13 protein-coding genes are annotated in these 13,710 nt (G+C 64.0%); 6 read left to right on the forward strand and 7 right to left on the reverse strand.

Features of this window, described 5'->3' with window-relative positions; all coding sequences use genetic code 11:
- Nucleotides 1–29: 29 nt before the first annotated feature.
- Entirely contained in the window at nt 30–1,409 is a 1,380-nt protein-coding gene (locus tag ACQCSW_RS13895; RefSeq protein ID WP_426986759.1) for a M1 family metallopeptidase, read from the forward strand.
- A gap of 12 nt (nt 1,410–1,421) precedes the next feature.
- On the opposite strand, the gene ACQCSW_RS13900 is transcribed toward ACQCSW_RS13895, so the two are convergent.
- From ACQCSW_RS13900 to pheS, 3 genes are read right to left on the reverse strand one after another with little or no spacing between them, the layout of a single operon-like run.
- Nucleotides 1,422–2,096, reverse strand: coding sequence for a 4'-phosphopantetheinyl transferase family protein (locus ACQCSW_RS13900; protein WP_426986761.1), 675 nt, complete (start codon nt 2,094–2,096; stop codon nt 1,422–1,424).
- 48 nt (nt 2,097–2,144) lie between these two features.
- Nucleotides 2,145–4,688: a phenylalanine--tRNA ligase subunit beta gene (gene pheT, locus ACQCSW_RS13905; protein ID WP_426986763.1), complete on the reverse strand. Its 2,544-nt coding sequence runs from the start codon at nt 4,686–4,688 to the stop codon at nt 2,145–2,147.
- A gap of 2 nt (nt 4,689–4,690) precedes the next feature.
- Entirely contained in the window at nt 4,691–5,752 is a 1,062-nt protein-coding gene (gene pheS, locus ACQCSW_RS13910; protein WP_426986765.1) for a phenylalanine--tRNA ligase subunit alpha, read from the reverse strand.
- Nucleotides 5,753–5,953: 201 nt separating this feature from the next.
- On the opposite strand from pheS, the gene ACQCSW_RS13915 reads away from it, so the two are divergent.
- Complete coding sequence (locus ACQCSW_RS13915; protein ID WP_426986767.1) at nt 5,954–6,436, forward strand: hypothetical protein; 483 nt, start codon at nt 5,954–5,956, stop codon at nt 6,434–6,436.
- A 2-nt stretch (nt 6,437–6,438) separates the two neighbouring features.
- A complete protein-coding gene (locus tag ACQCSW_RS13920; protein WP_426986769.1) occupies nt 6,439–7,083 on the forward strand; it encodes an SIMPL domain-containing protein in 645 nt (214 codons plus the stop codon).
- 306 nt (nt 7,084–7,389) lie between these two features.
- Here the strand turns inward: ACQCSW_RS13920 and ACQCSW_RS13925 are convergent, their stop codons facing one another.
- The 3 genes from ACQCSW_RS13925 to ACQCSW_RS13935 form a co-directional block, all read right to left on the reverse strand.
- Nucleotides 7,390–8,454: a CU044_5270 family protein gene (locus ACQCSW_RS13925; RefSeq protein ID WP_426986771.1), complete on the reverse strand. Its 1,065-nt coding sequence runs from the start codon at nt 8,452–8,454 to the stop codon at nt 7,390–7,392.
- Nucleotides 8,420–9,016 carry an RNA polymerase sigma factor gene (locus ACQCSW_RS13930; protein ID WP_426986773.1) on the reverse strand — a complete coding sequence of 199 codons (597 nt, stop codon included), beginning with the start codon at nt 9,014–9,016 and terminating at the stop codon, nt 8,420–8,422. The genes ACQCSW_RS13925 and ACQCSW_RS13930 overlap by 35 nt, the downstream gene beginning before the upstream one ends.
- Before the next feature lie 524 nt (nt 9,017–9,540).
- Nucleotides 9,541–10,536, reverse strand: a complete 996-nt coding sequence (locus ACQCSW_RS13935; protein WP_426986775.1) for an NAD-dependent epimerase/dehydratase family protein — start codon at nt 10,534–10,536, stop codon at nt 9,541–9,543.
- A 2-nt stretch (nt 10,537–10,538) separates the two neighbouring features.
- On the opposite strand from ACQCSW_RS13935, the gene ACQCSW_RS13940 reads away from it, so the two are divergent.
- Complete coding sequence (locus tag ACQCSW_RS13940; protein WP_426986777.1) at nt 10,539–11,213, forward strand: ScbR family autoregulator-binding transcription factor; 675 nt, start codon at nt 10,539–10,541, stop codon at nt 11,211–11,213.
- On the opposite strand, the gene ACQCSW_RS13945 is transcribed toward ACQCSW_RS13940, so the two are convergent.
- The gene (locus ACQCSW_RS13945) at nt 11,113–12,381 is read right to left on the reverse strand and encodes a ScbA/BarX family gamma-butyrolactone biosynthesis protein (protein ID WP_426986779.1); all 1,269 of its coding nucleotides are present in this window, start codon (nt 12,379–12,381) and stop codon (nt 11,113–11,115) included. The two genes, ACQCSW_RS13940 and ACQCSW_RS13945, sit on opposite strands and share 101 nt — an antisense overlap.
- A gap of 70 nt (nt 12,382–12,451) precedes the next feature.
- On the opposite strand from ACQCSW_RS13945, the gene ACQCSW_RS13950 reads away from it, so the two are divergent.
- A complete protein-coding gene (locus tag ACQCSW_RS13950) occupies nt 12,452–12,628 on the forward strand; it encodes a hypothetical protein (protein WP_426986781.1) in 177 nt (58 codons plus the stop codon).
- A gap of 170 nt (nt 12,629–12,798) precedes the next feature.
- The gene (locus ACQCSW_RS13955) at nt 12,799–13,644 is read left to right on the forward strand and encodes a hypothetical protein (RefSeq protein ID WP_426986783.1); all 846 of its coding nucleotides are present in this window, start codon (nt 12,799–12,801) and stop codon (nt 13,642–13,644) included.
- Nucleotides 13,645–13,710 lie beyond the last annotated feature (66 nt).

Genomic DNA, 13,710 nt, shown 5'->3' on the forward strand with positions numbered 1-13,710 from the left:
CGCCCTACGCTGATCGGAAAGACCCTCTTATGAGTTCCCCCGCACCGAGCCCGACGGCCGCGAGTACCGGCCCTGCCCGCACGTCGGAGCAGGATGCTTCAGCACCTGATCCCTACATGCCGGGCCATGGCACGAACGCGTACAAAGTCAGCCGCTACGAACTGGACCTTGACTACAAGCTCAGCAGCAACCGCCTGAGCGGGCGCGCGGTCCTGAACGCCGTCACCCAGTACGCGACGGCTGCCCTTGTGCTGGACCTGGCCGGGCTCCGGGCCACGAAGATCCAGCTCAGCGGGCGCCGGGTAAAAAAGTTCAGCCAGCGCGCAGGGCAATTAGTCATTGTGCCCGAGGCCGCACTGCCGGCGGGCGAGGAATTTACCCTGGACATCCGCTACGAAGGCAACCCTGCTCCCCGGCGCGGGTTCTGGGGCGAGGTCGGCTGGGAGGAACTCACCGACGGCGTCCTCGTGGCTGGCCAGCCCAACGGTGCCGCCTCATGGTTCCCGTGCAACGACCACCCCGGTGACAAGGCCAGCTACCGGATCAGCGTGACCACCGACGCCAATTACCGGGCCGTGTGTAACGGCACGCTGATCTCCCACACCAGCAGGGCCAGCCGCGAGACCTGGGTCTACGAGCAAGCGGAGCCCATGGCCACCTACCTTGCCACGGTCCAGATCGGCCGGTATGAGTTCCTCACCCTGACTCCCTTCCCCGTGGACGGGCAGGTTCCGCAGTTCGCCGCCGTCCCGGCGCTTTTGTTCGACGCGGCCCGCGAAGGCCTGGCGAGGCAGCCTGAGATGATGCGCACCTTTGCCAACTGCTTCGGGCCCTACCCCTTCCCGGAATATTCCGTGGTGGTGACCGAAGACGAGCTGGAAATACCGCTTGAGGCGCAGACGCTTTCCATTCTGGGCCGGAACCACCTGACGCAGGAGTGGGAGTCCCAGCGGCTCATCGCCCACGAGCTCGCGCACCAGTGGTTCGGGAACTCCCTCACTGCCGCATCCTGGGCGGACATCTGGCTCCACGAGGGCTTTGCCTGCTACGCGGAGTGGATCTGGTCCGAGGAAGCGGGCGTCCTGCCCGTCGCGGACCGGGCCGCCGCAGCCTGGCGGAAGCTGGCCGCCGGCAGCCAAGACATCATCGTGGGCGACCCGGGGCCGGAGCTTATGTTTGATGACCGCGTCTACAAGCGCGGAGCCCTGGCCCTGCATGCCCTGCGGATCCGTTGCGGCGACTTGGCATTTTTTGCGCTGTTGCACGACTGGACGGATGCCCACCGTCACAGTTCAGTGTCCACTGCGGCGTTTATCCTCGCCGCGGACCGGGCCACCGGCCTGGACACTGAGGCGCTGCTGCACCCGTGGCTGCTCGAGGCAGCCCTTCCGCCGCTGCCTGTGCGCTGACGGGCAGGTGCGCTAGCTGCCGGTGCGCGAAACCGCGACGGCGGCGCGAAAGTCGAGCGGGAGGCCCGCCTCTCCGGCGGCCAGGTCCCGGATTTCAGGGCGGGACAGAACATCGAGGGTGTCCGGGGCGGTAGCGAGGCCGTCGCCCGTCATCTTGAGCCAGGCTTCTTTGCGCGCCCAGAGCCGTGCCCGCTCCCGCAGCAGCTGAGGCCCTGCCAGCCCGGCGAGGGCCGCGCGCTCGGCGGCGGTGAGGGCCACGCCGTCGAACCCTTCAAAGGCCATGCCGGACGGGTCAGCCAGGTCCACGCCCATGGTGACTCCGGCAGGTGGATCCACCACTGCGCCCAACAGGATCCACCCGGAACTCCGGGACAGGCTCAGCGCGAGCGGCACCGGTTCTCCCCTGAGCCTGTACCCGGGCCTGCCGTGCGACAGCTCGGGGCCGGCGCCGCACCGGGGACAGCGGAAGTGCGTGGTGAGGTCCGACGCCGGGACATCCAGCAGTTCTGCTGCGAACGTTCGCAGGGCACGCCGGCCAGCCACAAAAACGGCCCGCGGGCCGGGCGCCAAGGCGTCGGCGCGCGCCAGCTCTGCAGGCTCCAGCACTACCCGCTGGCCGCCCGCCGTCGTGTCCTGCCCTCCCGGCAATCCGGGAGGGCAGGACCGCAGGACTGGCCCTGGCGCCACCGGCTCCGCCATCTCTGGGGCCCCCGGCCCTGCCATCCGGATCCGCGCTTAGCGCTGCACGGCGCCGAAGCGCTCTGCAGCCAGGGCAACAGCGCTTTCGCGCGCAGCCGAGGCCTCATCGGCAGTCAACGTCCGGTCCGTTGCCCGGAAACGCAAGCCGAAGGCCAGCGATTTCTTGCCTTCTTCAATGCCCTTGCCGGCGTAGACGTCGAACAGCGCCACGTCCTCCAACAGCTCGCCGGCGCCTTCGCGGAGCGCCTCGAGGACCTGGTCCGCGGGAATGTCCTGCGGTACCACCAAGGCAACGTCCTGGGTGGCTACCGGGAACGTGGAGATGTGGCGGGCCACAATCACATCCGCGGCTGCCTCGAACAGCGCATCCGCGTTGAATTCCAGCGCCACCGAACGGGCCGGCATGTCGTGCGCGGCCAGGAGCTTCGGGTGCAGCTCGCCGGCGTAACCCACCACTTCACCGGTCCGAAGCGAGAGCTGCGCGGCGCGGCCCGGGTGGAACGCCTGGTGCGCACCCTGGCTGACAACGACCTCCACGCCCAGGACATCCCCGGCGAGCCGGGCAATATCCAGCGCGTCGGACCAGTCCCACAAGCGCGGCGTGTGGCTGGCGGCAGCTGGTGAATCGTGGCCCGTGAGGACAGCGGCGACGTACAGCGGCTGGTCCGGAACGCCGTCGTACAGTGCATCCAGTACCTCATCGGCGGGCTTGACGCCCAGCGGCGGGATGGACGGTGTTCCGACGGTCCCGCCGGGCAGGAAAACGAGGCCCGACTCGAAGAGCGCCAGGTCGCGGAATCCGCGGGAGTGGTTCCGCTTGGCCACCTCGATGAGCCCGGGGAGGATGGACGTGCGCAGGAAGCTGTGTTCCTCGCTGATAGGGTTCGCCAGCTTGACCGCGCTCCGGGCAGCACCCTGCTCGGCGACGCCGAACGTGTCGTTGGCGGCCTTGGAGACGAACGGGTAGGCCAGGACTTCGGTCAGCCCGGCGTCCGCCAGGGCCTGGATGAGCCGACGGCGCTGCTGCTGCACGCGGGTCAGACCCCGTCCCGGAGGGGCCACCGGAAGGGTGGCGGGGATGTTGTCGTAACCCACCAGCCGCGCGATTTCCTCGGAGAGGTCTTCCTTGGTTTCCAGGTCGTTGCGCCAGCTGGGGGCGGTAACGGTCCAGCCGCTGTTGTTCTTTTCCACCATGGCACCGAGGTCCACCAGCGAGGTGGTGATCTGTTCTTCGGTGAAGTCGATGCCGATCCGCTGGGCGGCGAAGGCTGCCGGCAGCGCGATGGTCACCGCGTCCGGCGCGGTCCCGACGTCGGTCCCCGCCTGGTCAGCAACCCCACGGGCCAGTTCCACCAGGAGGTCAACAACACGCTGGGCAGCGATGTCCGCAACGTGCCAGTCGACGCCGCGCTCGAAGCGCTTGGACGCCTCGGACGGCAGCTTGTGCCGGCGGCGGGAACGGCCAATGGACACCTCGTCGAAGTGGGCCGCTTCCACCAGGACGTTCGACGTCGAATTGCTCACCTCGGTGGCTGCGCCGCCCATCACGCCGGCAACGCCGATCGGGCCGGAACCATCGGTGATGAGGAGGTCCTCGACGTCGAGCGCGCGCTCTTTGCCATCCAGGGTGGTGATCTTCTCTCCCACCACGGCGCGCCGGACCACGATGTCGCCGGACAGTTTGTCCAGGTCGTAGCAGTGCGTGGGCTGGCCAAGCTCGACCATCACGTAGTTGGAGATGTCCACTGGCAGGGAGATGGAGCGGATCCCGGCAAGCCGCAGCCGCGAGGTCAGCCACGGGGGTGTCGGCTTCGTGGCGTCGACGCTGCGGACGGTGCGGGCCACGAAACGGTCGCAGCCGGGCTTGCCGTAGATGGGCGCGTCGTCGTTGAGCTTGACGCCGTAACCGCCGGAAAGTTCCGCCGGGGCCTGGACCTTGGCGGCGGGGTCCGTGAAGGAGGTTCCGGTGGCGTGGGCGTATTCACGGGCCACACCACGGATGGAGAACGCGTAGCCGCGGTCCGGGGTCACGTTGATCTCGGCTGCCTGGTCATAGAGGCCCAGCAGTTCCATGGCGTCCGTGCCGATTTTCGGATCAAGCCCGATGCGGGACAGCACCAGGATGCCGTCGTGGTCCTCGCCGATGCCAAGCTCACGGACAGAAGCAATCATGCCGGCGGACAGGTGGCCGTAGGTGTTCCGGGCGGAGATGCGGAAGTCGCCGGGCAGGACTGCTCCGGGAAGGGTGACTACCACCTTGTCGCCCTCAACGAAATTGTGGGCGCCGCAGATGATCCCCTGCACGCCGGACGGGTCGATGCCGTCGCCGGCGAGGGTCTGTTCCTGGCCTTCGGGGACAACCCGGACCTGGCACCAGTTGATGGTTTTGCCGTTGGTCTGGGGTTCCTTGACGATGCTCAGGACCTGGCCCACCACGATGGGGCCCTGCAAGGTGTCCGTGGGGCGGTGGACTGCTTCTTCTTCAAAGCCGACCTTAACGAGTTCGGCCATGACGTCTTCGGCCGATGCTCCTGCCGGTACCTGCGCGAATTCACGCAGCCAGGAAAGTGGGATACGCACTGTTAGATCTCCATCCCGAAGTGTTCGCTGAAACGTACATCGCCTTCGATCATGTCGCGCATGTCGCCGACCTCGTTGCGGAACATGAGGGCACGCTCGATGCCCATGCCGAAGGCAAAACCTGAATAGATGTCCGGATCGATGCCTGCGGCGCGGAGCACGTTCGGGTTGACCATGCCGCAGCCGCCCCATTCGATCCAGCGCGGGCCGCCCTTGGCGCCCGGGTGCCAGATGTCCAGCTCCGCGGAAGGCTCGGTGAACGGGAAATAGTTGGGGCGCAGCCGGATCTGGGCCCCGTCGCCGAACATCTGGCGCGTGAAGTGCTCCAGGGTGCCGCGGAGGTCCGCCATGCTGAGCTTCTTGTCGATGGCCAGGCCCTCGAACTGGTGGAAGACCGGGGTGTGCGTCGCGTCCAGCTCGTCGGTGCGGAACACCTTGCCCGGGCACAGCACGTAGATGGGCAGCTCGCGTTCCAGCATGGAGCGGACCTGCACCGGCGAGGTGTGCGTGCGCATCAGGAGGTGGGCTTCCGGCGGCTCGACGAAGAAGGTGTCCTGCATTTCGCGGGCCGGGTGGTCCGGCTTGAAGTTCAGCGCGTCGAAGTTGAACCACTCGGACTCGACCTCGGGGCCTTCGGCGATCTCCCAGCCCATGCCGACGAAGATGTCCGCCACGCGCTCCTGCAGGGTGGACAGCGGGTGGCGCGCGCCGGCACGACGGCGGCGGGGCGCGGCAGTGACGTCCACTGTCTCTTCCAGCAGGATCCGGGCGTCGTTTTCGGCTTCCAGCTCGGCGGTGCGGTCCGCGAGCGCCTTGTTGACCCGGCCCCGGGAGGAACCCATGAGTTTGCCGGCTACGGCTTTCTGGTCTTTCGGCAGTCCGCCGATCTCCCGGTTGGCCAGGCTGAGCGGTGACTTCTCACCGGTGTGCGCCAGCCTCACCGCCTTGAGTTCGTCAAGGGAGCCGGCGCCGGCAATGGCGGCGATGGCCTGGTCTACAGCGGCAGTGATGGCGGCTTCATCCGTAGGGTTCGGGATGGCGGCGCCCGGCAAAGTTTCAGTCATCTACTGTTCTTAGCTACGAGTCGGGGCTGCCGGTGAGCGGTGCAGCCGTGCGCGGTTTCCCGGCAGCGCATCCGTCACTGGCAGGTCATTCCGTGAATCCATGCTTGATGAATGCACTCGATGACCAGGTCAGGGCACACCGATCAAAACTGGTGGCCACTATCCTCCAGTCTAAGTGAAGGCTCCGGCTACCATGGCCTCATGACACAAGGGCAGGGCCGGGCAGCCGCGCAGCTGTTGACGCCGGGGCAGCGGGTACGGCACCTCGCCAACCTGGCCAACGGCACTACCCTGCTGGGCCTGGCCGTTGCCGCAGCTGCGGGAACAGCCGTCAGCCAAGGCCCCCGAGGACTGTTCATAGCGTCCGGCTACCGGTGGCGCATTCCTTACGCGGGAGCCTTCACTCTGGGCAACGTGGTCATCTGCCGGATCCGGACTGAAGAACTCACCTCCAATCCGGCGCTCCTCGGGCATGAGGAGAAACACTGCAGCCAGTACGCCTACTGCCTGGGTTTGCCCTTCCTTCCGCTGTATTTCCTGGCCGCCGGCTGGTCGCGGCTACGGACGGGAAATCCGGCGTCCGCAAATTTCTTCGAACGGCAGGCCGGCCTGGCAGCCGGCGGTTACATTGACATCAGCGCACCAGGACCGGCTCCCCGGGGCGCCGACAGAATCGAGGTCTGACAATGACGGGCGAACCCAGCAACAGGACCATCACCGTGACCGGAACGGGGACGGCCGAGGCGCCACCTGACCTGCTGACCATTTCTGTGGGCATCGAGTGCCGGCGGGACAGCGTGGGCACCGCCTATGCGGATGCGGGAACAGCGTCCGCGGCTGTATCCGGTTCGCTCCGCGGGCACGGCGTGGCTGACGCGGACATCCGGACGTCCGGACTGAACGTCCGGCCGGAGTTCGTCTGGCGCGACGGCGGGGGCCAGCAAGTGACCGGGTATGCGACCTCCAGCGTGCTCACCGTGCGCCTGCGGCAGGTGAGCGCGGCGTCCGATGTCATTGCCGCCGCAGTAGATGCCGGCGGCGATGACGTGCGTCTGAACGGACTGGAGCTTGGCTTCTCGGATGAGTCAGCCGTCGCCTCCCTTGCCCGGGAAGCTGCGTGGCAGGATGCCGCTGCCAGGGCCGAACAGTTTGCATCCCTGGCGACGGCGCGGCTTGGCGCGGTACTGTCCATTGCCGAGCACCCCGATGCGCCGGGGCCGGTACCGGTGGCCCGGATCCAGCGCGCCGCCGCCAGCGAATCCATCAGCGTGGAAGCGGGCCACGCGAGCATTAACGCCAGCGTCACCGTGGTGTGGGAACTGCAGGCCTGAAGGCCCCCAGCCGGTGTCGAGCCCGGCGCGCGGACTCCCGCGGTGAGCGGCCCTTGACTTAAGTTCGAACATATATTCCCATTAGCTCTTGGCGTGTTTTCCCGCTTGGAGCATGGGTTTTACGTCTAAGACACCTGTCTTTTTGACCCGACAAACGTCCGTCGAGGGTTCCGCGAATGAGACCTTATCGAGGCCAGCATTCACAGCGGCCGTATACGCGTCACGCAATCGAGGGAGCCAGCCGGTCACCTTGGATGGGTGACCGGCCGTCTCGGCGTCGTTGTCGTTGTCGTTGTCGTCAGGAGCTCAGGGCGCGGCGTTCACCACGGATGTCTTCACGGATGTCCAGGTCGAGACGGTCCCGGCGGGAAAGCCAGGATAGTCCTTGAGCAGTATGTCCTGCTCCCCGATCACCAGTCCCGAGGTGGGATCGATGACGATGTCCGTCCTCGCTATTCCGTCGGGAGACGGGATTCCAATGGCGATCCCCGTCCTGCCATCGATTGTTGCCTGCCGGTCCCCGACGGTGACGCCGGGGATGAGGGCAGCGGCCTTGTAGAGGGCTGCGCGCAGGTCGGCAGGTACAACTCCGTTGCGGAGGCCGTCAGCGATGGTCACGAATGCCGCTCTTTCGGGAGACTTCCCGGCGCCCTTGGTCCGCTCGTAGATGATGTCCAGCAGGGCTTGTGGGTCTCTGGGCAGACTGATGGCGTCCTTGAGGGGCGTGCCGATAATGATGGTTGGCTCGTTTCCGTAGAAGGCACCTCCTGGGGCACGTAGGATCCCGACCAGTAATGGGGCACCTTCAGGTTGTGCTTTCCGTCTCTGTGCCAACTCGGCCGCTGCAGCCTTGGCGGCGTCGCTGGAGGAGTCAAGGGGAACGCGCTCATCACGGTTCCAGACCCATTCCCCGTTCTCTTCTGCCGGTACGTAGACCTGTCCGCCGGTCGTTTCCTGCCAGGAAATGTCGCTTCCATCGGCGGCCTGCAAGCCACTGCCGGTGAGCTCCGTCGTCTCGATTTTCAGGTACTGGCCTGGTCCCACTACCGGGTCGGAGGTCTGGATGGTTGCTGCCGCGGCGTTGTTCAGGACCTCGGCGGCTTCGGCAGTTGCGCCCGGACCGCTGGGCCTGACTACGTCTGCCACGACGATTCCGCCCACGAGCAGAGCCGCAGCCGCCGAAGCGAGCAGGACCCGGCGCCGAAACCGGATCGGGCTGACAGTGCCTTTGGTGTCCCTGTCTGTCGACGCCACGGAGGCGGAAGTCGAATTTATCCTGGTCATGAGTTTGGTGCGGCCGCGGGCCAGCGTAGCCGGCGAGGGGGAACCGATGTCCCTACGCATTTCGCGGAGCAGCTGCAAGTCGTCCATGATCGTTCTCCGTTTCGTCAAGTATTTCGAGTTTGAGCTGCGTCCGCAGTGTCTGGCGGGCGCGGTTCAGGCGGGAGCGCACGGTGCCCACCGGAACGTCCATAGCTAGGGCGATGCCTTCATAGGTCAGGTCCGCCCAGGCGTAGAGCAGCAACGTTTCGCGGTCGATGGCCGGCATGGACTTCAGGGTGCCGGCGATGCGCCCGGTGGTTACAACGGCGTCCACTTGGGCGGCGATCCGGTCAGAAGCATCAGCCACGGATTCTCGTGACGCTGCTTTGGCCGCGGTTTTCAGCACCTTGGCTTCAGCACGGTGATGCCGCCGGAGCAGATTCGTGGCGATGCCGAACAGCCAGGGCCGGGCATCCTCCCGGTCAAGGTCGTAGGTTTCGAGTTGTTCCCAGGCCACCAGAAAGGTTTCGGATGTGACGTCGTCGGCCGCGAAGTCGCCGGCCCGCCTGGCGGCGTATCTGTAGATGGCTGAGGCGTGTCTGTCGTACAACTCCCCGAAAACTGCGGGACTGGCCCGGGACCGCCTGATGATGTCGTTATCTGTGCTCACATTATGTATTGCCCGCTGGCCGCAAAAGGGTTCACGGAGCGTCCCCTTCTTCACAGTCAACGGATCTCCATCGAAGCGTACCGCTGCCCGCTCGGCGGACTATTCATGATGCTGTTCGGACTCTGGCCTGTGATTGTTACCTTCGTTTGGCGGTTAAATCACAGGTTCAGCGGGCGGTCTTATGAGCTGACTTTCGGTGCCGCCTCCGCGCGTTGGCGCTGGCCACTTCGAGCTCTGGCCCGAAGAACCAGCATGGGCACAGTCTGTGCACCGTTGCCCAGTGACCCCAGTCAGGCCAGCACCGAAACGGGGCCATCGGACCCGAATGGCCGATGGCTAGAACCCGCTTTTTAGGTGGCTGGGCTTCGACGAATACGATTCCGGACCGAGAAAAGAGGACCGCTCCGTGAACCCTCATCCAACCGATCCCAGCGTCTGTGTACTCTGTCCTGTCGGTGCCGCCACCGGGGCCCACCTGCATTGCACTGGGAATGTGCTGGACAGCCGGGGGCCAGCTCCCGGCGTTAGGCGACTTTCTGGGCCTTGTACCAAGCAATGGTTTCTGGCGTCAACCGGAAACCCGATGGCTGTAGCCCGGCAATATTCCACAGTTCCTGCGCATCGTAGTGGTGGTCCATGCCGACCAAGTTTATTTGATGGGGTCGAAATCCGGCAGGTACGAGGGCCCGGTGCGCCTGTTCAAGCGAGGAACTTCCGCTCAGAGCAAGCGGGCATATTTGCCGGCTGATGGTCTCGAGAAGAATGGACAGACTAACCGGGGTGGGGTCGACAGCATGAAAGGCGCCGGCCACGGGAAAGGCTGCCGCAGCAAGGGAAGCCGCGAGTTTACCTAGGTCTGCGACATCAATCATGGAGTGCATCGCTCTGCCGTGCTCTATGTTCGTGGCGAGAGCCCTGAACATGCCCACGACCCCGGGGATGAACCAGCGGTCTCCGATGCCGTAGATGAGGTTGGGCCTGACGACGACGCCACCAGCGGCTAGCACTGCCCGGTCTGCCGATGCTCGGGTTCGGCTGGCGGCAGACTCAGGGCGGTATTGAGCCTCCGAGGTGAGAAGCGCCCGGTGGGGTCCCGAACCATAGACAGCGGTCGTGCTGATCTGAATTATCCGCCGGACATGTGACTCTTCGCAGGCGCGGAGAATCGACTCCGTGCCTGCCAGATTGACCTCCATGGCAACATGCTCTTCGCGGCCAACGTACGAGGACGCGTTAATCACGACATCCGCGCCCCCAACTGCCCGGAAGACCGATTCCTCGTCCCTGACATCCCCGAAGTGAATCGCCTGGGAGCCCTCTGAAACCATTCCGGTTGACCGCCTTGCTAGGATCGAAACCAAGACGTCGTCACGGGCCCTGAGCGCCTGGAGGATCCGACTTCCGATGAAACCGGTGGCTCCGATCAGCAGGACCTTCGTCGTCCAAGGTGCCGGCTCGCTGCAAACAGCGGACGGGTGAACGCCGTGAACACATGCGTAATTACCAGAGTTGAGGTTCATATATGGTCCTTCAGGATCGTGCAAAAGCAACGCGAGAGGCGATCATTGCCGGGGCGGCGGCGATCTTTGAGGAGCACGGTTACGGCAGCGCCAGTTTGAGCCAGGTAGCCGAGGCGGGCGGTGTGACCAAGGGGGCACTGTACTTTCACTTCAAGTCCAAGGACGACTTGGCCAGAGCGGTCATCGAAGAACAGCATCGCTTGGTTGTGGCGGAGAGCGAGGGCATCCTCTCTGAGCACTACCCTGCCCTGGTGACCGTGATCCTCATGTGCCGCGCATTTGGGCTCAAGCTCGTCCACGAGCCGGTGGTCAGGGCCGGCATCCGGCTCACGATGGAGGCCACCACCTTTGGCCTGCCCGTGAAAGGGCCCTACGAGGACTGGATCGCCACCATGGAGCAGTTGATCAACCGGGCCAAGGGAGAGAAGCAGGTACGGTCCTCCGTGGCCCCGGCAGTTCTTGCCAGATATGTTGTCGCCTCGTTCACCGGGGTTCAAATGGTTTCCGAGGTCCTCACCGGTCGCGCTGACGTTATGCAGCGAATCGAGGAGATGTGGCATCTACTGCTGCCCGGGATCATCCATGAAGACTCCCACGAGGACCCGCAGGCACTGTCCGGACTGGTGTCCACTGGATATCCCGTTCCGCTGGGAGCAATGGCGGGATCGTCGGCCTGATGCCCACGAGTGCACGCATCAGAACCTTTCCCTTGGCCTGAATGGAGGCCACCGCCGTCGTTAAATCCGTGCCGATGGTCAGGGACTCCAGAGCAATCGTGGCTTCATCGCTGAGTTCGGCAATGGAGGTGAACTGGGCATCAAAAGTGGCGAAGTCCAGTTCCGGATCCTGCACAGCCAGCCGCAGAACCTGCCGCACGGCTTCGATAAGCAGAACCCCCGGAATATGGTCCAGTGGATGATCAAACAGGATCGGGTGGGAGACATCGACGCGCAGGCGCCAAAGCCCAGCTGTGTCACTCTCGCCGAGGACTACATTCCAGGCAGACGCATGGCCCACGCTGGCGGCCGATACGGGCAGGACTTCGTGTTGTTCCCCAGTGGCCCGGCGGCGGGCCCTGATCCGGCTATACGCTTCAGGATCAACGATCCGGGCTCTTGCTGTTCCCTCAGCGATCTTGTGCCCGTCCACCAGGAAGGTGGCAATGGAACGAAAAGATGAAATGCGCCGGCCCGCTTCCTTGACCTCTGAAACATTTACTTCGACGATCACGTCGGCGGGGCGGGACCGGTCTTGAGTAACACCGGAGACCATGGAGACGGACATCTCAGGCATTAGGAATTGCATTCCCAACACGACACCCAGTTGAGTGTGGGCTATGAGAACAGTCAGCTGACGCAGAGTTTCAACGACCAGTGCAGAGTCAAAACGATCATGGTGGGATCCGTAAAAGACATGCCATCGGGGCCATTGCGCCGCGACCGAGTAGGTCAGGTCTTCGACGCGGTGGATTCCGGTGAGGAAGACCTCGGCTACGGCTCGGCGGTGGACGAGCTCTCGCGCAATAGGTGCACTGAACCAATCACCCGATTCCCGATCCTGTTCATAGAATTTCCCTGCCGATTTTCCCCCGCTGACACGCATGCCAGAATCATACCGGTCGAACGGTTTGTAACATATCAAAAAACCGGTCATCCGTATTGTTATTTCGTTGAGCCGCTCATACTCTTGGAGCGCAGCACTTTTCCGGACAACCGTTCGAGGAATGCAACGCTTGCAGATTCGCGTAGAAAAATGGGGAATCGTGAACAAAATATCCAAGACACTGGCGGGCGTAGTAGCCGCCGCCGCCTTGAGCTTGACTCTTGCTCCCGGAGCAAATGCCACTGTTCTCTTCAGCGGCCTTAACTACAGCGGATTCACGTATGGCGCCGACAACGCAAACATACTGGGTGCGATGGATGACCAGGCAACCTCGCTTAAGAACTACGGATACAACGTTCGCTTCTTTCAGTACGACGACTACCTCGGCCTCCACTTCACCTCGAGCAGTGACTACAACGATCTGAGGGCTGTTTCGATGTACCCGGGTTGGAACTGGGACGACGACATCAGCAGCTACCGACGCTGGTAATAGCCGGCTAGCCGCCGCCGGCAGGGAAGAAATTCCGCTGATGCCGGCGGCGGCTTTCGGAGTTTCCTACCTAGCAAGATCCGCTGAAAAATTTATCGGTATCCGGCAAACCGCTACCCACGGCAATTAGTAACCAGGAATGGGCTTAACAATTGAAAAATTCCCAACGCGTGACTGCCATAACGCTTGCACTGGCATGTGTGTGGGTAGCCGGATGCGGCGTCATCGGCAACGAAGCCACCGGCGGAGTAACCCGGGCCAAGTTGGACCGTGCAGCATCCACGATCACGATGCCCTTGGATGAGTACGACATATCGGATGATGGCTTTGCGACCATATCCCGGGCGCGTGAACTTGCCTTCAGCGGCTGCATGGCCCAGCACGGGGTCGCGGATGCCGGTTCTCCCGAAGCAACCGTAAAGGAAGATCGTACCTACGGGCTCTGGATCGTTGAGCGGGCCAAGTTGTATGGTTTCGGGTTGGCCCCCGCAGACCAAACATCAACTTCCTCAGTCGGACCCTCGGGCGTGTACCGGGAACTGGATCCGGCATGGGTCGAAGCCAGAACCACGTGCATGCGGTCCCTTTCCAGCGAACTTGATGCCTTCACACCTCCGGACGAACTCACCACCCACCCGCCATCGTTCGAGGTGAGGTTGGAGGCCTCCAACCTGGCCGCGAAGGACCCGCAATGGAAGAAGCATCGCGACGAGTGGTGGCAGTGTCTGAGGGACGCCGGGCTGGTCCCCCCTGCCAACGAGGAGGGCTGGTCCAGCCAGCAGGCACTTGACCGCCCCCGCGGAGAGGCGCCGGCGGAAAAAGAGGAAGAGATCCGCATTGCGGTGAAGGAGGCAACCTGCAACGAATCGACCGCCCTTACCCAAAATCTGGGCGATATTGAGGCCGGCTACCAGGTGGGTTTGATCAAAGCACGACAGGCAGCCCTCAACGAACAAAAGTCGAAGAATCTGGAATACGTTACGAAGGCAGAAACCTATCTTGCAAACCACCAGTAGGCAGTCGCCGGGGTCTGCGGACACTACTGGCCAGAAGTTCCGGTCCCGGCGGGTCGCCTATCCATT

It is taken from the genome of Pseudarthrobacter sp. Y6 (assembly GCF_050156205.1).
Classification (GTDB): domain Bacteria; phylum Actinomycetota; class Actinomycetes; order Actinomycetales; family Micrococcaceae; genus Arthrobacter.